The sequence below is a fragment of the Intrasporangium sp. genome (assembly GCF_035280925.1).
Lineage (GTDB): Bacteria > Actinomycetota > Actinomycetes > Actinomycetales > Dermatophilaceae > Intrasporangium.
This window is the reverse complement of the sequence record NZ_DATEEY010000056.1, coordinates 1-17,558: the sequence shown is the minus strand read 5'-3', so window position 1 is coordinate 17,558 and position 17,558 is coordinate 1. Positions and strand designations below refer to the sequence as shown.

The window sequence follows — 17,558 nt, the reverse complement described above, 5'->3', positions numbered from 1 at the left end:
GTGGACCCCAGCACCAGCGCCAGCCGCCCGTGCCGACTTGAGTGAGCTGAGCGGCATACGGACCAATCCGTATGCCGCTCAGCCGGCTTCGCATGGATGGCGACCTCGCGGCCGGCTCAGTCCTGGTCGTCCTCGGTGTGGAGGCGCGAACCGAGGGCGTAGGCGGCCACGACCATGGCGCCGGCCGCGAGGACGATGTCCTTGACGACGTACTGGCCCATGAGCGAGGGGCCGTGCGGGAAGAGCTGGTCGGTGAAGAGGACGAGCGGCGACATGATGCCGACCAGTGCTCCGGTGAGGACGATGAGGCCGAGGCGGACGAATCGGCCGGTGACCAGCGTGAGCCCGATGAAGGTCTCGACGATCGCTGTCACGAGGACTGCGTGGTCGCCTGCGATGAGACCGAAGGTGAGGCGCTCGATCGTGGCCGCGGCGATGTCCTCCGCCGGGCTGAGGCCCGGGAAGAACTTGAGGATACCGAAGCCCAGGAAGACGAGCCCGAGACTGATGCGAAGAAGGGAGATGCTGCAGCGCTCGAGGAGGGCGTGGAGCCGTCCGAGGGCGGTCGCGAGAGCTGGCGTCGGGAGGTGGAACTGACGACCGGGACGGTCGGCGACATACTGCGACATGGTGATTCTCCTTGGGAGTGGTGTTGGCGTCGACAGCACAGGGGGGTGAGGGGGCGGAGAGATACGCGATGGCCTGAGGATGAGTGCTCGTACCCAGCCCGAATCCGCCCGGTTTGCCAAGGTGTGACCCGGTGTGTGAGTGCGTGGGAGGCTAAGAGGATGGCTCTGGCTGTGTGCCTCCTCTTCGACCCGCGGACCGACCGGCTGATCCGTGAGCTGTGGGCTCGGCTGGAGCAGAGAGGTATTCGGACTCTCGAGTCACACACCCATGGGAGGCACCTGCCGCACCTCTCCTACGCGGTTCTCCTCGAGTGGGACGTGGGTCTCGTCCGCACAGTCATGGAGGACCTGCCGGACAAGGGTGGCTTTGAGGTGAGCTTCCAAGGCACCGTGGCGTTTCCGCGTGGGCGCGCTGCACTCGCACCGGCAGTCCCGGCCGACGTGGCGGCACGGCAGGAGGCGGTCGCAGCGGCCGTCATCGAGGCCGGCGCCGTGCTCCACCGCCACTATGGCTCAGGCCGCTGGGTGCCGCACGTCTCGCTGGCGACCCGCGCGACGGGGGCCTCGCTCGCGATCGTCGTCAAGGAGGTGGCCGACATCCTGCCGCTGACCGGCACGGTCAACCGGGCGGCCCTGGTCGACAGCTCCACCGGGCAGACGTGGCCGCTGCCCGGCGTGCCTTGACGTTGGCATGGGTGATCCGGCTCAGGCGGGCATGGTCGGCCACACCATCGCCGACGACGTGACCGTGCGGACGCCGGCACCAGGGTTGGTGCCGGAGACTGCCACGGTGTGCGTACCGGGTGGCAGCTCCTCGAACGACGCTCGGCCGGAGCCGTCGGCGCCGAGCGTGACGACCTCTCGGGCGATGACCTTCCCTCTCTCGGTGCTGACCGTGACCGCCAGCGAGGACGGCGCACCGGCCCCGAGTGGGCCCGCGTCGGCGTCGACCTCGGTGTCGACGTCCACCGTGAGCGGCTCGCCCTCGACGACGAGGTCCGGCACCCTGGCGCGGACGCTGACGCTCGACAGGTCGCGACGACGCACCGGCGAGGCGGTGAGCAGCTCCTGGACCTGGTCGAGCACGAAGCGGCTGCACTGCAGGGCGCTGTGGTTCTCGGGCACGCGCACCGCGATGTTGGTGTCCAGGCGCTCGTCGTGCCCGATGGCCCCGGTCAGTGGGACGGTGCCGTCGCCGTAGTCGTTCTCCGACCCGAACGACTCCGAGACCGTGGCCCGCCCGTTGGCCAGCCGGACCGTGGTGTTCGTCGGCTGGCGGATCCCGACGACGAGGTGCGCGATCGCCCGGCTGTCCGCCCGGCTGCGCTCGCTCTCCTGCAGGTCGGTGTGGAAGGCCATCGCGTCCTTGACCATCGCGGTGTACAGCTCCGGCACGGACGTCTCGGTGGTTTTGAGGAATCCGGATCCTTCGGTGATGCAAGCGAACTCGGGCATCAGCTGGTGCAGCGAGGGGAGGCTGCGGGCAAAGCTGGTGAGGTTGATGGACAGCGGCCCGACACCCTTCCGGACGCCGTTGACGAGCTGTTCGATCGCGTTGGTCGCACCCCGCCATGGCGTGCCCAGGGTGATGAGCTTGCGGGTCACCTCATGGCCCCCGCATCTCTCGATGTACCAGCGCGCGACGAGACCCCCCATGGAGTGGCACACGAAGACGACTCGCGCGTCTGCATACCGCCCGCCCTGGGCGCGCCAGCGTTCGAGGGCCGGTTCCACGATGGTCGCGAGGCGCTGGCCGTTGTAGCGGTTGGACAGGCGCCAGTCGTACGCCGCGAGAACGAGGTTCGCGGGGCGGTCGCCAGTCGCCTCGTGGTAGCCGAGCGACCGCAGATGGTTGACGAGGACGTCATAGCCCTTGAGCGGCGTCCAGATCCCGGGGATCGCGTGGACGTCCGGCATCAGGCTCACCGGTTCCACGCCGTCGTCGGGGTGGGAGTCACCGATACCCTCCGGCAGCTGGTGGTCGAGGACGCTGTTGCGTCGGGTCAACAGCTTCCAGACCGCCCCGCCTGACGGCGCCCAGAAGAGGTTGTCCGAGGCCGGAGACCCATCCTTGCCGCGCACCCCGAGCGTGCTGCCCATGATGCCGGGCAGGACGACGACCACGTCCTCGTTGTTCATCTCGTTCCCCCATGTGGCCCCATGGACCAACGGTGGCACGGGATGCGCCCGGATGTGACCGGTTCGGTCAAGGATCGAGCGTCGCCCGGTAGGCCTCCCAGGTCTCCGGACGGAGCCGGCCTCGGTCGCTCACCGGGAGACCCGCCGCGAGGGCCCACGCGCGGACCTCGGCCGTCGTCGGCTCGCGCGGTGGCACTGGTCCGGCGGGCTCGAGGTCGTAGAGGTGCGGCTCTGCGCCCAGCTCGAGTCTCGCCTCGAGCAGCGCGGCTGCCAGGAACCGGTAGGTCCACTCCTGCGCCAGGGCCCGAGTCTCGCAGAACACGATGGGCACCGTCGGGTACCTCGCCTGGCACTCGGCGATGGCGTCGGCCACCGCTGACGGTCGCACGTGCTTGAGCGAGAACACGCGCGAGTACTTGTCCTCCACCACCACTGCCCCATGCCGTATGCCGCTGAGCTCGGCGAGCGCGTACCTCAGCTTCCCGTTCAGCAGGCTCGAGGACAGGTCCTGCAGTGACTTGCGCTCGACCGCGGCCACGAGCTGCCCGGCAAGTTCCACCGCGTAGTCGCCGACGGGGAGTGACCGCCTGCGGGTGGTCGCCTGCTGGTGGCTGAACCTCCATGCGTAGCGCTCGTGGGAGTCGACGATGATCTCCGGCTCGGACGGCGCCGTGCCGGGCCCCTCGTCGGCCGTGCGCGGCCGCGCCGTGGGAATCCGGACGTTGGGCCGGGCCTGCTTGGCCGTGCGCGGCGTCTGCCAGAAGATGACCTGCCGCCCCTTGGCCCGCGCGAGCACGAACTGCGACCGGTTCTCCCGGCCGCGGTCGAGGACGAGGTCGATGGCGGCGCCGCGGCTCGTGCAGACGCGGGTGGGCACGCGTTCGACGATCTCCGCGTCCGTGGGCCACCCGTCGGCGCGGTGGCAGTAGACCTTGCTCGTGCGTGGCCAGGTCTCTCGCGCCTTGAGCACCACCCCCTCCCGCCCGAGCGGGATCCGCACGAGGTAGGGCAGGGAGCTGTCCGCCTCCGGGTTCCGGGCCACGAGGAAGTCGTCAGGCACGCCCTCAGTCTGCCGCAGGGACCGGCCGGGCAACGCGCAGGACGATGACCTCGATCGGCTCCGTGCGACCCCGGATCCCCACGACCCGGTGCTCTTCCGGCTCCACGGCCAGGTGGGCGGCCTCGGCCGACGCGCTGCTGACGAGGACCTCGCCGGGGCCGGCCGCCGAGGCCAGCCGGGCCGTCGTGTTCACGGCGTCGCCGAGGGCGGTGAAGTCCTCGACCGAGCCGTGCAGCCCGGTCGCGCCGACGAAGGCGTCGCCGGTGTGCACGGCCGTGCCGACCGGGATCGGTCCCATGGGGGTCGCCTTGGGGCCGGCGGCCTTGTCCGCCAGGTCGAGGGCCGCGCGGATACCGGCTCCGGCGTGGTCTGGACCGCTGATCCCGCCGAAGAACAGGCCGATCACCTCGTCGCCGACGAGCTTGTCGACGATGCCGTCGTGGTCGACGACGGCCCGGGTCGCGAGCCTGTAGAAGCGGTCGAGGAAGGTGTGGAACTCCGTTGGCCGTATCTTCTCGGCCAGCGCCGTCGAGCCCCGTACGTCGGAGAACAGCAGGGTGCACGGGATCTCGACCCCGGTCAGGCCGTTCTTCTCGAGCTCGACGGTGCACTTGTTGCAGAGCATCGGGTTGGACGAGCGGCCGAAGCCCCGGACCCGGAACGCAGCGCCCCCGATGCCGCCGAACGGCACCAGGCACAGCTTGCAGCGCGGCTCGGCGGGGATGCGCTTGAACAGGCGGCGGTGCTCCACCAGACCCGCGGACTCGCCCATCATGTAACGGCGTATCTCCTCGGGCGTCAACTTCGGGATCGACCCACCCATGGACCGAATGTACGCCCGAGCCGGCGACCCCGATCATGGTTCCACCGGGAATCAGCGGACGTACCGGCCCGGACTGAGCGACGATGTCCGGTGTGGGCGACTCCATCGACATCTTCCCGGCGGACCCGGAGCCCGAACCGTTCGTCCCGCCCTACGTGTCGACGCCTCCGGTTCGGCATCGTGACCGCACGCGCATCGCGTTGATCGCGACCACGTGCCTGCTCGTGCTGGCGCTGGGAGCCGCCTCAGCGGCATACGCCTACACCAACAACTCCTCCCGGGAGTGGAAGGCGACGGCCGAGCAGCGGGCGGCCGAGCTGGCTGACATGACGGCACAGCGGCAGCAGGTTCAGGGGCTGCTCGACGCCTCGCAGGCGGCGCTCGCCCAGACGAAGAGCGCGCTGCAGGAGGTCACCGAGCAGTACGACGACGCCTCGGACCGGATCCGGGACCTTGCCGACGAGAAGGCGCAGGCGGCCGACACCGTCGGCGTGCTCGGCTCGGCCGTCGAGCGGTCTCGCAACGTCGCGCTCCAGCTCGACCGGTGCGTCGCGGGCCTCCAGGAGCTGCAGGAGTACCTGCTCGACATCGACAGCTACGAGATGTCCGTCGTCCTCGGGGTGGCCGAGGAGATCAACCAGGGGTGTGACCGGGCGCAGGAGGCCAGTGACGCGTTCGTCAGCTGGCTGGAGGGGGACTGAGATGCGGCGTTCGGTCCGCGCCGTCGCCGGAGTGGTTCTCGTCCTCGCGTCGTCGGCTGCCTGCGGTGACCTCGCGCCGGTCGCACCGCCGGAGGCTCCCGTGGCCACGGCCCTGCCCGCGGTGCCGTCGCAGTCGCTCGACCTCGAGGCGGGGGAGGCGACGGCCGAGGGGTTCACCGAGCTCGAACGCGCCGCCCTGCGGATCCGCAACATCGGCTGCGGCGGGGTCCGCACGGGCTCCGGCTTCGCCATCGGCGACCAGGTGCTGGTGACGAACCGTCACGTGGTGGCAGGCGCCACGACGCTCGAGGTGAGCACCTTCGACGGGAAGGACATCGACGTGCGCACGTCCGGTGCCGCGACGGTCGCCGATCTCGCGATCGTGCGGACGAAGGAGAAGCTCCCGGCCTCGATCACGCTCGCGCCGGCGAATCCCGAAGTGGGACAAACGGTCACGGCCATCGGGTACCCATCGGGCGGACCGCTGACCACCACGAACGGGGAGGTGCTCGGCTATCGGGAGGACCCCGTCGCGAGGTCCCATCTCCCCATGCTGCTCAACTCTGCGCCCGTGGAGCACGGCAGCTCGGGCAGCCCGCTCGTCGACATCACGGGCGAGCTCGTCGGCGTGGTGTATGCCTCCACCGGGCCGGGCCGCAACTACGCCGTGCCCATCGAGGTGCTCAAGGACGTGCTCGGCGAGCCGGAGTCCTTCACCGACGAGACCGACTGCGACGAGTGACCCGGTCGATCTCGCGCGCCGCCGTTCGTGTAGGAGGTGAGAGCTCGCACGGAGCTCGCCGACGAAAGGAACAGCCGTGCACCTTCTCACGAGCGGCCACGGACTCGTGGAGTCCCCGCGCTGGCATGACGACCGCCTCTGGTTCGCCGACTGGACCGCAGGGCGAATCAACACCATCGACGCCGACGGCACGTGCCGGACGGTGGTCACCCATCCCTCGATGCCGCTGTGCTTCGACTTCCTCCCCGATGGAGGCCTCGTCCTTGCCTCGGGACCTCGTGCCTCGCTGCTGCGACTCGACGACGGGGAACTGGTCGACCACGCCGGCCTGGCACACCTGTCCAGCTACGGCAGCAACGACATCGTCATCGATGGGCGAGGCAACGCGTACGTGAACAACATCAACTGCGACTTCGGCACGGTGACTGCCACCGGTGAGCCAGCACCGGGCTTCGTTGCCCTGGCGACGCCGGACGGGCGGGCCAGAGTGGTGGCGGCGGACCTCGACTTCCCGAACGGCATGACGATGCTCGATGGCGGCCGGACCCTCGTCGTCGCGGAGTCCTACCGTGGCCGGCTCACGGCATTCGAGGTGGCCGCCGACGGGTCGCTCGAGAACCGCCGTATCTGGGCGGAGACACCCGGCCACCACCCCGACGGCATCTGCGCCGACGCCGACGGGGCGATCTGGTACGCGGACGTGTCCGGCCAGGTCTGCGTCCGCGTGGCCGAAGGCGGGGAACGCCTCGACGTGGTGGAGCTCGACCGTGGTGCCTTCGCCTGCGCGCTGGGATGGCGTGCCGGGCGGCCGACGTTGTTCGTCGTTGCGGCCAGCTGGCCGGACTTCGAGGGCCTGGCGACTCATACGAACTGGGATGGGGCGGTGTTCGCGACAGCGGCTCCCGCGCCTGCGGCCTCCAGCTGACGAGGTCGCTTGGTCTCGCCTGCGAGGCTGGTTGGACGTCAGCTGCAGTTGGGGCAGGGACCTGCGACCGGCATCTCCATGAAGCAGGTGGGGCAGATGCCCCCGCGTCGCTCCTCACGAGACCTCGGTGTTGCCCGCGACGGCGTCGGTGCTGCCCTCGATGCAGAGCGGCCCGACGTTGCGGCCGGAACTGGGCGCGTATGGGTTGCCGGGGTCGGCCGCGCATCCTCTGGCACGTCGTCGCACCAGCGCCGGTAGCACTCGAGCCGTGCCGCCGCAGCCTGGTTCTCGCGCTCGAGCTCGTCGGCGATCGGCGGTCGGCCGGCAAGCCTCAGGACCTCGTCGTACCCGGCGCCGACCCGCCCGTCGTGCTTGTGCACGACGAGGGCGGTCAGGGCCGGCTCGTCACGGAGGTGGTTGGCCTGGGCGATCATCTTGAGCAGGTCGCCGACCCAGCTGCGCAGCGGGGTGGTCGTGTGAAGTCCGGACCGGCGCTGCACCTCCTCCGCGAGGTCGCCGTACGTGATCACGGCGTTGTAGCGGCTGGCCGTCTCGACGAGGGTGTCGTACGCGTGCTTGACCCAGTACTTCCTGCCCACTGTCGGGTTGACGAACCGGTCCTCGCCCGTCTCGCTCATCCCTCGATTCTGCCTGCTCGCGGACTGCTCCGACCAGCGGAGCAGTGTGCGAGCGCTACACCCGCCAATGCAACGGTCACTGGTCGTGCCGCCGGGCTGATCGGGCCGCGCTCGAGCCACCGAGCACGGAACCGAAGACGGTCGAGACACCCAACATGAACCCGAAGTCATACCAGGCGCCGTTGTTGCGCACCTCGTAGATGCCGACGCTGTCGTTGAACAGCGACACGATGAAGGTCACCGGCGTGATGAATCCGTGCCAGAGGCCGAGCCAGAAGCCGACCTCGGAGCTGGGGCTCGCCACCGGGTTGCCCGCAGCCGCGCAACCCGCCAGCGCCGCAACGAGGACGACCCCCACTGCAAGACGAGCAAACCTACCGCGCCACGTGGTCATGGGACCACCTCCTCGGCACCAGTCTGGCTGACCGAGGAGCGGTCAAAAGGTCCGAAGGTCCCGACCGTTCCCACAGGAGAGCGGCGCGCCGGCCCTCGGCCGACACGCCACCCGTCCGTTACCCCACAGCGATCAGACCCGAGGTCCGTAGTAGTCGCTGTAGTACCCGCCGAGACGGTCCCGGTAGTCGGGGTCGTCCCAGCCGGTCTCGCCGAGCTCCGGCGAGTCCTTGATCTCGTCCTTGCTGCGGCCGACGTAGACCGCCTGGTCATCCCAGTCGACCCGGTCGACCGTGCCGGCGGGCAGCATCACCTTGCGGCCGAAGATCCACGGCCCGGTGTCCACGACGATGTAGCTCGAGCCCACCTCGTCGGTCGCGCCGTCGACCTTCCCGATCGAGCCGTCGGTCGCCTCGACGCGGAAGCCGACGAGGTCGTGCTGCCGACCCGTCGTGTCCTCCGCCAGGTCGCTGGTGACGTCACGGTCACGGCCTGAGTAGATGTTCTCCCGGTAGTTCCAGGGATCCCAGTTCTGGGCAGTCATGCGCAGCTCCTTCCCTTGTGCGGTGCGTGACTGGTGCCACTACCCGGGCGACGAGGGGCCTAACGACGACGAGCCGCACGCTGCCGTATGCCGCTGAGCTGGCTCCCAACGGAGCCAGAGTTTGGTGTCGGTTGCCTTGTGTGGCCTGCTGATTCGCCGCTATGGGACCGCTGAGTCCGCGATGGGTCCGAACGGGATGGGGCACCTTTCAGTGCCCGCACACTCCGTCAGGTCGTCGCAGCCCGCGTCCATGGCCGCGACCAGGCGATCCCGGATGGTGACCAGGTCGGCGACCCGGGCCTCCACCTCGACGAGCTTGTCCCTGGCGAGGGCTTGCAGCCCGGCTGGACGGCGTCCGGTGCCGTGATGGTGCCGTCCGACCGTCAGCAGGTCCGAGATCTCGTCGAGCGTGAACCCGAGCCGTTGCGCGGCCTTGATCACCCGCAGGGTGGTGACCGTCTCTGGTGGGTAGATGCGGTGGCCGCCAAGACTGCGATCCGGCTTCGGCAACAGGCCTCGCCCCTCGTAGTAGCGCAGGCTCTCGAGGTTCACCCCCGCCGCCGCGGCAACCGCTCCGGCGCGCATCACGCCACCCGCACCCGTCCCGTTCGCACGTCCTCTGCCCAGCCCAGGAACGCGTGGAGAACGGCCGACCGTGACGGCGGCACGCTGACGTCGAGCGTCATGGTCTGGGCGCCAGCCGCGTCCACTCCCTCGCCGAACTCGAACGTGAAGAAGCTGCAGCACGCGGTCTCCTTCGACACCAGGTCGCGGACCCACGTCTCGAGGGCGGCGTCCTCCCGGAAGGCGAGTCGGCCCCGTTGGGCGCCAAGGGAGTCCGTTGACAGCACCTCGCGGAAGATGGCGCCCCACTCGGCGGAGCGGGTGGGCCGCTCCGCGGTCGGGAGAGTGCAGGCCTCGGCCACCCTGGCAGGCAGTTCACACATGTTTGTCTCCTCGCTCGATCCCGTGGAGGGGCCGCGCCGATCGCCGGCGCCACCCCTTCACGGTAAACCCGTATGCAGGTACGGATTGCAACCCTTGGCCGGCTGTGGGGCAAACCAGCCCAACGGCACACTGCCGCTTGTACGCTCACGACATGGACGCGGGCGCCGCGGTGGCGCGGTTCACCGGCATGACGGCGGGCTACGAGAGCTTCTACCTGCGCGCGGCGGCACCGGAGGGTGGTCGGGGTGTCTGGTTGCGGTACACCGTCCGTGTCGCCCCGGGCGAGCAGCCGACCGGCTCGCTGTGGCTGACCTGGTTCGACGCGACCGATGGGCCGACCGCCACGAAGCTCACGGTTCCCGGACCGGAGGCGGCCGACGGCGCGGCTGGGCCCCGCCTGGAGGTGGGCGGCGCCACGTTCGGTGAGGGGAGGGCGGTCGGGGCCATCGGTCATGCCGACAACCGCCCCGGAGCGCAGTGGGATCTCACCTTCACCGGCGAGCCGCGACTCGAGCACCTGACCCAGTCGAGGCTGTACACCGCGCCGCTGCCCAGGACCAAGCCCGTCAGCCTGCACCCCTTCGCCCGCTTCACGGGCTCGGTGAGCATCGACGGCCAGCACCATGACCTCGACGGTTGGCCCGGGATGGTTGGCCACAACTGGGGTTCCCAGCACGCTGAGCGGTGGATCTGGGTGCACGGCCTGCACTTCGACGGGTCAGGCGACGACACCTGGATCGACGTCGTCCTCGGTCGGGTGAAGCTGGGGCCGGTGCTGGGTCCCTGGGTGGCCGGCGGCGCGATCTCGATCCGCGGCGAGCGGTTGCCCCTCGGTGGTGTCAACCGTGTCCACAGGACGAAGGTTGCCGAGCAGCCCGCCGGCGCGCGGCTGTCGCTCGGCGGGCCAGACAACGTCTCCGTCCACGTCGAGGTCGCGGCCCCGCGGGAGCGCTTCGTCGGATGGAGCTATGCGGATCCGAACGGCAACACCCATGACGTCGTCAACTGCTCCATCGCCGACATCGAGGTCCGGGTCGTGGGAGCCGGACGGGACGAGCTCGTGCTCCGGGCACGTGGCACCGCAGCCTATGAGCTCGGCATGAGAGAGGTCGACCACGGGATCGCGATCCAGCCCTTCATCGACATCCCGCGGCCCGAGGTGGGCCGACCCGAGCCGCTCGCGTGACGCAGCAGGTCACCAGTTGATCAGGAGCCGGTCCTGCTTGTCGCGGAAGGCACCCACGATGATCATGACCAGGTCGATGAGGGCCCAGACGCCGAGCCCGCCCAAGGTGACGAGCTGGAGCAGCCCCGTACCGACCTTGCCGACATAGAACCGGTGCACGCCGAGGACGCCGAGGAAGAAGCACAGCAACGTCGCGGCGAGGCGCGAGCTCGGGCTGACCGGCTGCCCCGTTGCGTCCACGGTGTAATGGGTTCCGATCTGTCCCGGACCAGCCGTGTTGAGGGGTGCGAGCTGCTCCGTCCAGGCCGCGCCGTCCCAGTAGCGGGACATCGGCTTTCCTTCCGGGTCCGGGTACCAGCCGGCGGGCGGGTTGGCTTGGGCGGGCTGCTGGTCTGGCTGTGGCTCAGGCGTCGACATCGTTCCTCCGTCGGTGGTGCATGGTGTGGTGGCGCAGCGGAGGCGAGCACCAGATCCCCCCTGGCACCGACCACGCTAGCGCTCCTCGGCAACCTCACGCGAACAGGATCCCGATTGCGGCGAGGACCCAGTCCGGATCGATCGACGGGTCAGTCTCGCGAAGTGGTTGACGCCGGCCGTGAGAGGCTTCTAAAATCAATCAAACGCAACTTTAGAGACGAGGTCACCGATGCAGACGCCGGCCACTGCCCAGACGATCCCCCTGCCGGCCGAGCCGGAGCTCTCGAAGGTACCGGGTCGCTGGCGGCCCAGGATCGTTCCGGCCGTTCGCGACGTCGACCTCGCCGCGGCCGAGGAGGGTGCCCGCCGTCTGTTGGAGGGCCTGGGCCTCGAGCTGAGCGACGAGTCGCTGGCCGACACCCCACGCCGCATGGCGCACGCGTTGGCCGAGATGACGAGCGCTCCGGAGTTCGATTTCACGACCTTCCCCAACGACGGCGGCTACGACGAGATGGTCCTCGTCGAGAACATCCCGGTCCGGTCGCTGTGCGAGCACCACATGCTGCCGTTCCTCGGCGTGGCACACGTCGGCTACCTCCCCGGGCATCGAATCCTCGGCCTGTCGAAGCTCGCCCGGATGGTCGAGTTCCATGCCCGCCGCCCTCAGACGCAGGAGCGCCTGACGAAGGAGATCGCCGACCACCTCGGGGAGCTCCTCGAGCCCCAGGGGATCGGCGTCGTCGTGGAGGCGGAGCACACGTGCATGAGCGTCCGGGGCGCCCGGGCGCAGGGCGCCCGGACGGTGACGTCCGCTCTGCACGGCCGGTTCCGGGAGGATCCGGCCAGCCGGGCGGAGTTCCTTGCCCTGGCCAAGGGCCGGCTCTGAGCGCCCTTGGGCGTCGAACCGGTCAGTCCTCGAGGAAGTCCTCGAAGGCGGCGTAGGCGCGCGGGCCGTAAACGGTCCCGGGACCGCCCGACATGAGGATGGTCACGCCGATGGCCTCGGCCACCTCCTGTCGGGTAGCACCTGCTCGCGCTGCACCGCGGGCATGGGAGGCGATGCAGCCGTCGCACTCCTCGCTGACGGCGATCGCCAGGGCGATGAGCTCCTTCGTCCTCGTGTCGAGGACGCCGGGCGCCAGGGCCGCCTTGTGCAGCTCGCTGAAGCCTGCGTACACGTCGGGAATGGCCCGGCGCAGCGATCGGCTGAGGGGAGCGATGTCCTGCAGCACCTGCTTGCCGTGGGTGTGGTTCTCGACGGCGACGGTCTCGGTCATTGCTGTGCCTTTCATCGGATGGATGGTGGTCAAGCCAGGGTGAGCAGAAGCTTCTGCAGCTCCTTCAGCTCGGTGTCCTCGAGGTCCCGTCCGGTCTCGAAGCACGCCTTCATCCCGTCCGTCACGAGCACCACGCCGGTGCGCTGGAGGGCCTTGATGACCGCGGAGAGCTGGAGCGCGACGTCCCGGCAGTCAGCACCGTCCTCCATCATCGAGACCACCTTGCCCAAGTGGCCGTGAGCGCGCTTGGTGCGGTTGCCAATCGCGGTCATCACCTCTGCGTCCAGCTGCATCGATTGACTCCTGCCATGCCGACAACGGATCGGGCGGGTCCTTCGACCATAACCCCCCGGGGGGATAGTGGCCATCCCACTGAGCCCGCCGTGTGGTGTGAGGTACGCCACCGACGAGCTGCGCCTGTCCCGCCAAGGAGTGCCATGGAGCTGGAGGGAAGCGCGACGTCGTCGACCTCGTCAGACGGGTCCTGCGGGCCGTGGAGGACCGCAGGGCCTCTGGCGTGACGGGCGTGCGCCGGGGGGTATGGACCTGTCGTGACGACCGCGCCAGCCCAGGCCGGCGCCAAGGCCGCTGGCGGAGTGCTCGCCGGCACCCTCGGCGCCATTGCGTTGCTGACCCGCCGCAAGCCGCTCCACGCAAAGGGCCGCACGCACCATGCGGTCCTCCGGGTGGACGCCCCGGCCGTCGGCACCGGAGTGCGCCTGCTCTCCGAGCGCGGTCAGCACCAGTGCCTCGTGCGGCTGTCGCGGGCGCTGAGCACACCGGACGGGTGGTGGGACATCGGCGGCTTCGCCCTTCGGATCGAGCATGCCGGCGCCGGCCGCGGCCCGGCGGACCTGCTCTTCGCAAGCACCGGCGTCGGCCAGGTCGGGCGTCATCTGCTTCGTGTGACTCGCCACCCGATGGACGAGCCGATGACGACCCTGCTGCCCGTTCATGCGGGGACGTCGTCGCTGCTGCTCCTCGTACGCCCGCTCGCCGGCCGCGCGCACGAGGAGTTCGAGCTGAGCGTCGGGCTGGATGGCGCCGACTGGTCACCCGTGGGGATCATCGAGGTCGGTGCCGAGATGGCTGGGGCGTCGCCGCGCTTCGATCCGCTCGTGCGCCGGCTCGAGGGCACGTCGCCACCCACCTGGGTCACCGCACTGCGTCAGCCGGCCTACCGCCTGGCGCGTCGACTCGGCCGCCGCATCCGCTGAGCCGGCCAGCGGGGCCGAGCCCAGCGGCATACGGCCAACCCTCAAGTCGTATGAGCGGGCTCGCGCTCGCGTCAGGCCCTGGGGCGCTCGAACGTGATGAGGAGACCCTCCACCCCTCCGGGCCCAACCCGCCCCTTGACGTCGACCGATGTGATGGCCCTGAGCTGCCAGCCACCCTTCGCGTGCTCGTTGAGGGCCTTCTCCAGCTTGGTGTCCGACATCTTCCCGCCGATGAGGCCCTCGCGAAGCTGGACGACCTTGTACTCGTACTCCATGACCTCACCCTTGCGCGCGAACCATCTCTGGGCAAGGTCGGCCCAGCGGCTGCCTCGGAGGGGATCGGGGATACTCGACGCATGGCCGGTTGCTGTGACGCCAGGGGTTGCGACAAGGTCTTCGGGCCTCGACTGGCCCACCAGCTCGCGAGTCGCTATCGCCGTCGCGGCCTGGACCGGACATCGGGGCGCCTCGTCGACTGGCTCGTTGGCCAAGGCATCGAGGGGGCGACTGTGCTCGAGATCGGCGGTGGCGTCGGCGAGATCCAGCTCGAGCTGCTCCGACGTGGAGCAGCCAGGACGACGAATCTCGAGCTGAGCTCGGCCTACGACGCCGACGCCGAGGCCCTCGCGTCCGAAGCCGGGCTGAAGGGCCGGATGACGCGTCGGCTGGGCGACATCGCGGTCGAGGCTGGTGTCGCAGACGTGCACGACTTCGTGGTCCTGAACCGGGTCGTGTGCTGCTACCCCGATGTCGAGCGACTGGTCGGGGCTGCCGCGCGACATGCTGGACGGGCCGTTGTCCTGACGCACCCACCGCGCCACGTCGGGTCGGTGGCGACTCTCGCCGTCGAGAACGTCGTCCTGCGGATCCTGGGCCGCGAGTACCGCGCCTTCGCCCACCCACCGGAGGTCATGGAGGCGGTCCTGCACGAGAGTGGCTTCGTGCCGCGGCACGTGCACAAGGGCGCCTTCTGGCATGTCCTCACGGGACCGCGCGCGGTCGAGGGGACGGTGGCATGACGACCAGCGGGGTCGAGGTCGAGGATCCCACGCTCCTGCCGGCCGTCGACGTTGTTGGACGGCTGGGCGTCGACCAGGAGACGGGTCTGTCTCACGCGGAGGCGCAGGCCCGGCTGGAGGTGGACGGCCCGAACGAGCTGCGGGCGAAACCGCCGGTTCCCTTGTGGCGCAAGGTACTCAGCCAGTTCCAGGATCCGTTGGTCTATCTGCTCCTCGTTGCGATCGTCATCTCTCTCGCGGCCTGGCTGGCCGAGGGAGGCGAGTCCCTGCCGGTCGACGCGATCGTCATTGCCCTCATCGTCATCGCCAACGCGATCCTCGGCCTCGTCCAGGAGGCGAAGGCCGAGAGCGCCGTCGCCGCCCTGGCGTCGATGACCGCAGCCACGTCGACCGTCGTCCGGGAGGGGCGGCTGCTCACCGTCCCCGCTCACGACCTGGTGCGCGGCGACGTGCTCAGCCTGTCCGAGGGCGACTCCGTCGGGGCGGACGCCCGCCTCCTGTCCGCCTCCGCACTGCGCCTGCAGGAGGCATCCCTCACGGGTGAGTCGACCTCGACCTCGAAGTCGCCCGAGCCCTTGGACACGCCGGCCTCGCTGGGGGACCGCCGGAACATGGTCTACCGCGGCACTGCGGTGGTGCAGGGGGTCGGGCGGGCCGTCGTCACGGGCACCGGCATGGAAACGGAGATGGGCAGGATCGCCGACCTGCTCGATCAGACCGAGCAGGAACCCTCGCCCCTCCAGCGGGAGATCGCAGCCGTCTCGAAGACGCTCGGCCTGCTCGTCATCGGCATCGCGATCGTCGTCATGGCGGCGATCGCCGTGCTGAACGGCATCGACGACGCGGACGACGCGGTCACCATCCTGCTCCTCGGCGTATCGCTCGCCGTCGCCGCCGTGCCCGAGGGGCTTCCCGCGATCCTCTCGGTGGTCCTCGCCATCGGCGTCCGCGCCATGGCGCGTCGTAACGCGGTCATGAAGGACCTCCACTCGGTCGAGACCCTCGGCGCTGCCTCGGTCATCTGCTCGGACAAGACGGGCACCCTCACCCGGAACGAGATGACGCTGAGCCGCATCATCACTCCCAGCGGCCGCGTCGAGCTGTCCGGCATCGGCTACCACCCCGAGGGCGAGGCGACGTACCGGCCAACGGACGGCAGCGAGCCGGACCTGCTCCGCGAGGCGCGCAACGTCGTCGCGGCCGGGTCGCTCGCCAACAACGCGCAGCTGCTCGAGGAGGGCGGCGAGTGGACGATCCAGGGTGATCCGACCGAGGCGGCGTTGCTCGTGGCCCTGCGCAAGCTGGACGACGCCGAGGGTCTCGTGGCCAGCTACGAGCGAGAGGCGGAGGTTCCCTTCACCTCACAGCGCAAGATGATGTCGATCCTCGGCCACGATGTCGAGGCCGACCAGCACCGCCTCTTCGTCAAGGGCGCGCCGGACGTCCTGCTCGAGCACTGCGAGTGGGTCCGCGTGGGGAACCAGGTCGTCCCGCTCGACGAGGACCACCGCGGGGGCTTCCTCCGCGCCGTCGAGGGGCTGTCGACGGACGCGTACCGCACGCTGGGCGTCGCCTACCGCGACGTCGGTCGCGACGCGATCGCCGAGCAGGACGGGGCCGGTCCCGCGCTCGACGAGTCCGCGGAGTCCGCCCTCGTGCTCCTCGGTGTCGTCGGCATCATCGACCCGCCGCGCGTCGAGGCCCGCGATGCCGTCTCCGAGGCCCATCGCGCCGGTATCCGCACCGTGATGATCACCGGCGACCATCCCGGAACGGCGACGCGCATCGCCCAGGACCTCGGCATCGCCAGCCCGGACCAGCAGGCGCTGTCCGGCGAGGAGATCGACGCGCTGGATGAGGAGGAGTTTCGTCGCGCCGTGCTCGACACGACGGTCTACGCGCGGGTCGCGCCCGAGCACAAGCTCCGGATCGTCGACGCACTCCAGAGCCACGGCCTCGTCGTCGCGATGACCGGCGACGGCGTCAATGACGCCCCGGCCCTCAAGTCGGCGGACATCGGCATCGCGATGGGCATCACCGGCACCGAGGTCACCAAGGAGTCGTCCCGGATGATCCTCGGCGACGACAACTACGCGACGATCGTCGACGCTGTGCGCCAGGGCCGCGTCATCTTCGACAACATCAAGAAGTTCCTGCGCTACCTGCTCTCGTCCAACCTCGGCGAGGTCGCAACGGTGTTCTTCGGTGTCGTGCTCGCCGGCGTGATCGGGCTCTCCGATGCCGGGCAGGCAGGCGACATGGTGCTCCCGCTCCTCGCGACCCAGATCCTCTGGATCAACCTCGTGACGGACTCGGGACCGGCGCTCGCCATGGGCGTCGACCCGGAGATCGACGACGTCATGGCGCGGCCACCCCGACGCCAGTCCGACCGGATCCTCGACCGAGCCATGTGGGCCCGGATCGGCTTCATCGGCCTCGTCATGGCGGCGGTGACCCTGTTGACGATCGACATCATGCTCCCCGGGGGCCCGGTGGCGGGAGGCACGTCGTCGCTCGAGGTCGCCCGGACCGCCGGATTCACGACCCTGGTCCTGGCCCAGCTGTTCAACGCCCTGAACTCGCGGTCCGACCTGACGAGCGCCTTCTGGCACCTGACGAGCAACCACTGGCTCTGGGTGGCGATCGCCGTCGCGCTCGTCCTGCAGGTCCTCGTCGTGCACGTCCCATTCCTGCAGACGGCCTTTGGCACCGCGGCGCTCAGCGCGGGGCAGTGGCTCGTCTGCCTTGGCATGGCCTCGGTGGTGCTCTGGCTCGAGGAGCTGTCCAAGCTGGTCCGTCGGCGGCTCCGCCGCCGCTGACACCGTCCCTTTCGTCGAGTGTGCCCTTCGCGCCGCGCCGTCCCTTTCGTCGAGTGCACTTCGCGCCGCGCCGTCCCTTTC

General features: G+C 69.8%; 22 protein-coding genes. 9 read left to right on the top strand and 13 right to left on the bottom strand.

Annotation, left to right across the window (positions count from 1 at the left end):
- Positions 1-116: 116 nt before the first annotated feature.
- The gene (locus tag VJN29_RS05695) at positions 117-629 is read right to left on the bottom strand and encodes a DoxX family protein (RefSeq protein ID WP_324142618.1); all 513 of its coding nucleotides are present in this window, start codon (positions 627-629) and stop codon (positions 117-119) included.
- A gap of 159 nt (positions 630-788) precedes the next feature.
- Between VJN29_RS05695 and VJN29_RS05690 the strand changes: the two genes are divergently transcribed.
- Positions 789-1,313, top strand: coding sequence for a 2'-5' RNA ligase family protein (locus tag VJN29_RS05690; protein ID WP_324142617.1), 525 nt, complete (start codon positions 789-791; stop codon positions 1,311-1,313).
- Positions 1,314-1,334: 21 nt separating this feature from the next.
- On the opposite strand, the gene VJN29_RS05685 is transcribed toward VJN29_RS05690, so the two are convergent.
- From VJN29_RS05685 to VJN29_RS05675, 3 genes are all read right to left on the bottom strand, one after another.
- Positions 1,335-2,768: an esterase/lipase family protein gene (locus VJN29_RS05685; protein ID WP_324142616.1), complete on the bottom strand. Its 1,434-nt coding sequence runs from the start codon at positions 2,766-2,768 to the stop codon at positions 1,335-1,337.
- A 67-nt stretch (positions 2,769-2,835) separates the two neighbouring features.
- The gene (locus VJN29_RS05680) at positions 2,836-3,828 is read right to left on the bottom strand and encodes an ERCC4 domain-containing protein (RefSeq protein ID WP_324142615.1); all 993 of its coding nucleotides are present in this window, start codon (positions 3,826-3,828) and stop codon (positions 2,836-2,838) included.
- 4 nt (positions 3,829-3,832) lie between these two features.
- Positions 3,833-4,651 carry an adenylate/guanylate cyclase domain-containing protein gene (locus tag VJN29_RS05675; RefSeq protein WP_324142614.1) on the bottom strand — a complete coding sequence of 273 codons (819 nt, stop codon included), beginning with the start codon at positions 4,649-4,651 and terminating at the stop codon, positions 3,833-3,835.
- Positions 4,652-4,743: 92 nt separating this feature from the next.
- Between VJN29_RS05675 and VJN29_RS05670 the strand changes: the two genes are divergently transcribed.
- From VJN29_RS05670 to VJN29_RS05660, 3 genes are all read left to right on the top strand, one after another.
- Entirely contained in the window at positions 4,744-5,352 is a 609-nt protein-coding gene (locus tag VJN29_RS05670; RefSeq protein ID WP_324142613.1) for a hypothetical protein, read from the top strand.
- A 1-nt stretch (position 5,353) separates the two neighbouring features.
- Positions 5,354-6,094, top strand: coding sequence for a serine protease (locus tag VJN29_RS05665; protein ID WP_324142612.1), 741 nt, complete (start codon positions 5,354-5,356; stop codon positions 6,092-6,094).
- Between the two features lie 76 nt (positions 6,095-6,170).
- A complete protein-coding gene (locus VJN29_RS05660; RefSeq protein WP_324142611.1) occupies positions 6,171-7,019 on the top strand; it encodes an SMP-30/gluconolactonase/LRE family protein in 849 nt (282 codons plus the stop codon).
- A 38-nt stretch (positions 7,020-7,057) separates the two neighbouring features.
- On the opposite strand, the gene VJN29_RS05655 is transcribed toward VJN29_RS05660, so the two are convergent.
- From VJN29_RS05655 to VJN29_RS05635, 5 genes are all read right to left on the bottom strand, one after another.
- On the bottom strand, positions 7,058-7,657 hold the full coding sequence (locus VJN29_RS05655) for a hypothetical protein (RefSeq protein WP_324142610.1): 600 nt from the start codon (positions 7,655-7,657) through the stop codon (positions 7,058-7,060).
- A 76-nt stretch (positions 7,658-7,733) separates the two neighbouring features.
- Positions 7,734-8,051, bottom strand: coding sequence for a hypothetical protein (locus VJN29_RS05650; protein ID WP_324142609.1), 318 nt, complete (start codon positions 8,049-8,051; stop codon positions 7,734-7,736).
- Positions 8,052-8,183: 132 nt separating this feature from the next.
- Entirely contained in the window at positions 8,184-8,594 is a 411-nt protein-coding gene (locus VJN29_RS05645) for a PRC-barrel domain containing protein (RefSeq protein ID WP_324142608.1), read from the bottom strand.
- A gap of 159 nt (positions 8,595-8,753) precedes the next feature.
- A complete protein-coding gene (locus VJN29_RS05640) occupies positions 8,754-9,179 on the bottom strand; it encodes a MerR family transcriptional regulator (protein WP_324142607.1) in 426 nt (141 codons plus the stop codon).
- Positions 9,179-9,541 carry a hypothetical protein gene (locus tag VJN29_RS05635; RefSeq protein ID WP_324142606.1) on the bottom strand — a complete coding sequence of 121 codons (363 nt, stop codon included), beginning with the start codon at positions 9,539-9,541 and terminating at the stop codon, positions 9,179-9,181. Before VJN29_RS05635 ends, VJN29_RS05640 begins: the two co-directional genes overlap by 1 nt.
- A gap of 152 nt (positions 9,542-9,693) precedes the next feature.
- Here VJN29_RS05635 and VJN29_RS05630 point away from each other — a divergent pair, with 152 nt between their 5' ends.
- Positions 9,694-10,728 carry a hypothetical protein gene (locus VJN29_RS05630; protein ID WP_324142605.1) on the top strand — a complete coding sequence of 345 codons (1,035 nt, stop codon included), beginning with the start codon at positions 9,694-9,696 and terminating at the stop codon, positions 10,726-10,728.
- A gap of 9 nt (positions 10,729-10,737) precedes the next feature.
- On the opposite strand, the gene VJN29_RS05625 is transcribed toward VJN29_RS05630, so the two are convergent.
- Complete coding sequence (locus VJN29_RS05625) at positions 10,738-11,145, bottom strand: NINE protein (protein WP_324142604.1); 408 nt, start codon at positions 11,143-11,145, stop codon at positions 10,738-10,740.
- Between the two features lie 229 nt (positions 11,146-11,374).
- On the opposite strand from VJN29_RS05625, the gene folE reads away from it, so the two are divergent.
- Positions 11,375-12,031: a GTP cyclohydrolase I FolE gene (gene folE / locus VJN29_RS05620; RefSeq protein ID WP_324142603.1), complete on the top strand. Its 657-nt coding sequence runs from the start codon at positions 11,375-11,377 to the stop codon at positions 12,029-12,031.
- A 22-nt stretch (positions 12,032-12,053) separates the two neighbouring features.
- Here folE and VJN29_RS05615 read toward each other — a convergent pair whose 3' ends face one another.
- Positions 12,054-12,437 carry a carboxymuconolactone decarboxylase family protein gene (locus VJN29_RS05615; RefSeq protein ID WP_324142602.1) on the bottom strand — a complete coding sequence of 128 codons (384 nt, stop codon included), beginning with the start codon at positions 12,435-12,437 and terminating at the stop codon, positions 12,054-12,056.
- 14 nt (positions 12,438-12,451) lie between these two features.
- The gene (locus VJN29_RS05610; protein ID WP_324142601.1) at positions 12,452-12,715 is read right to left on the bottom strand and encodes a metal-sensitive transcriptional regulator; all 264 of its coding nucleotides are present in this window, start codon (positions 12,713-12,715) and stop codon (positions 12,452-12,454) included.
- A gap of 258 nt (positions 12,716-12,973) precedes the next feature.
- Here VJN29_RS05610 and VJN29_RS05605 point away from each other — a divergent pair, with 258 nt between their 5' ends.
- Positions 12,974-13,639 carry a phosphodiesterase gene (locus tag VJN29_RS05605; RefSeq protein WP_324142600.1) on the top strand — a complete coding sequence of 222 codons (666 nt, stop codon included), beginning with the start codon at positions 12,974-12,976 and terminating at the stop codon, positions 13,637-13,639.
- A gap of 71 nt (positions 13,640-13,710) precedes the next feature.
- Here VJN29_RS05605 and VJN29_RS05600 read toward each other — a convergent pair whose 3' ends face one another.
- Positions 13,711-13,914, bottom strand: a complete 204-nt coding sequence (locus VJN29_RS05600; RefSeq protein ID WP_324142599.1) for a DUF4177 domain-containing protein — start codon at positions 13,912-13,914, stop codon at positions 13,711-13,713.
- Positions 13,915-13,995: 81 nt separating this feature from the next.
- Between VJN29_RS05600 and VJN29_RS05595 the strand changes: the two genes are divergently transcribed.
- Positions 13,996-14,658, top strand: a complete 663-nt coding sequence (locus VJN29_RS05595; protein WP_324142598.1) for a methyltransferase domain-containing protein — start codon at positions 13,996-13,998, stop codon at positions 14,656-14,658.
- On the top strand, positions 14,655-17,477 hold the full coding sequence (locus VJN29_RS05590; protein WP_324142597.1) for a cation-translocating P-type ATPase: 2,823 nt from the start codon (positions 14,655-14,657) through the stop codon (positions 17,475-17,477). The genes VJN29_RS05595 and VJN29_RS05590 overlap by 4 nt, the downstream gene beginning before the upstream one ends.
- Positions 17,478-17,558 lie beyond the last annotated feature (81 nt).

Bases quoted from the DNA above. Each gene is read 5' to 3' on its own strand.
- VJN29_RS05695 (WP_324142618.1), bottom strand. From the start codon at position 629: ATGTCGCAGTATGTCGCCGACCGTCCCGGTCGTCAGTTCCACCTCCCG.
- VJN29_RS05690 (WP_324142617.1), top strand. From the start codon at position 789: ATGGCTCTGGCTGTGTGCCTCCTCTTCGACCCGCGGACCGACCGGCTG.
- VJN29_RS05685 (WP_324142616.1), bottom strand. From the start codon at position 2,768: ATGAACAACGAGGACGTGGTCGTCGTCCTGCCCGGCATCATGGGCAGC.
- VJN29_RS05675 (WP_324142614.1), bottom strand. From the start codon at position 4,651: ATGGGTGGGTCGATCCCGAAGTTGACGCCCGAGGAGATACGCCGTTAC.
- VJN29_RS05665 (WP_324142612.1), top strand. From the start codon at position 5,354: ATGCGGCGTTCGGTCCGCGCCGTCGCCGGAGTGGTTCTCGTCCTCGCG.
- VJN29_RS05655 (WP_324142610.1), bottom strand. From the start codon at position 7,657: ATGAGCGAGACGGGCGAGGACCGGTTCGTCAACCCGACAGTGGGCAGG.
- VJN29_RS05650 (WP_324142609.1), bottom strand. From the start codon at position 8,051: ATGACCACGTGGCGCGGTAGGTTTGCTCGTCTTGCAGTGGGGGTCGTC.
- VJN29_RS05645 (WP_324142608.1), bottom strand. From the start codon at position 8,594: ATGACTGCCCAGAACTGGGATCCCTGGAACTACCGGGAGAACATCTAC.
- VJN29_RS05640 (WP_324142607.1), bottom strand. From the start codon at position 9,179: ATGCGCGCCGGAGCGGTTGCCGCGGCGGCGGGGGTGAACCTCGAGAGC.
- VJN29_RS05635 (WP_324142606.1), bottom strand. From the start codon at position 9,541: ATGTGTGAACTGCCTGCCAGGGTGGCCGAGGCCTGCACTCTCCCGACC.
- VJN29_RS05630 (WP_324142605.1), top strand. From the start codon at position 9,694: ATGGACGCGGGCGCCGCGGTGGCGCGGTTCACCGGCATGACGGCGGGC.
- VJN29_RS05625 (WP_324142604.1), bottom strand. From the start codon at position 11,145: ATGTCGACGCCTGAGCCACAGCCAGACCAGCAGCCCGCCCAAGCCAAC.
- folE (WP_324142603.1), top strand. From the start codon at position 11,375: ATGCAGACGCCGGCCACTGCCCAGACGATCCCCCTGCCGGCCGAGCCG.
- VJN29_RS05615 (WP_324142602.1), bottom strand. From the start codon at position 12,437: ATGAAAGGCACAGCAATGACCGAGACCGTCGCCGTCGAGAACCACACC.
- VJN29_RS05610 (WP_324142601.1), bottom strand. From the start codon at position 12,715: ATGCAGCTGGACGCAGAGGTGATGACCGCGATTGGCAACCGCACCAAG.
- VJN29_RS05600 (WP_324142599.1), bottom strand. From the start codon at position 13,914: ATGGAGTACGAGTACAAGGTCGTCCAGCTTCGCGAGGGCCTCATCGGC.
- VJN29_RS05595 (WP_324142598.1), top strand. From the start codon at position 13,996: ATGGCCGGTTGCTGTGACGCCAGGGGTTGCGACAAGGTCTTCGGGCCT.
- VJN29_RS05590 (WP_324142597.1), top strand. From the start codon at position 14,655: ATGACGACCAGCGGGGTCGAGGTCGAGGATCCCACGCTCCTGCCGGCC.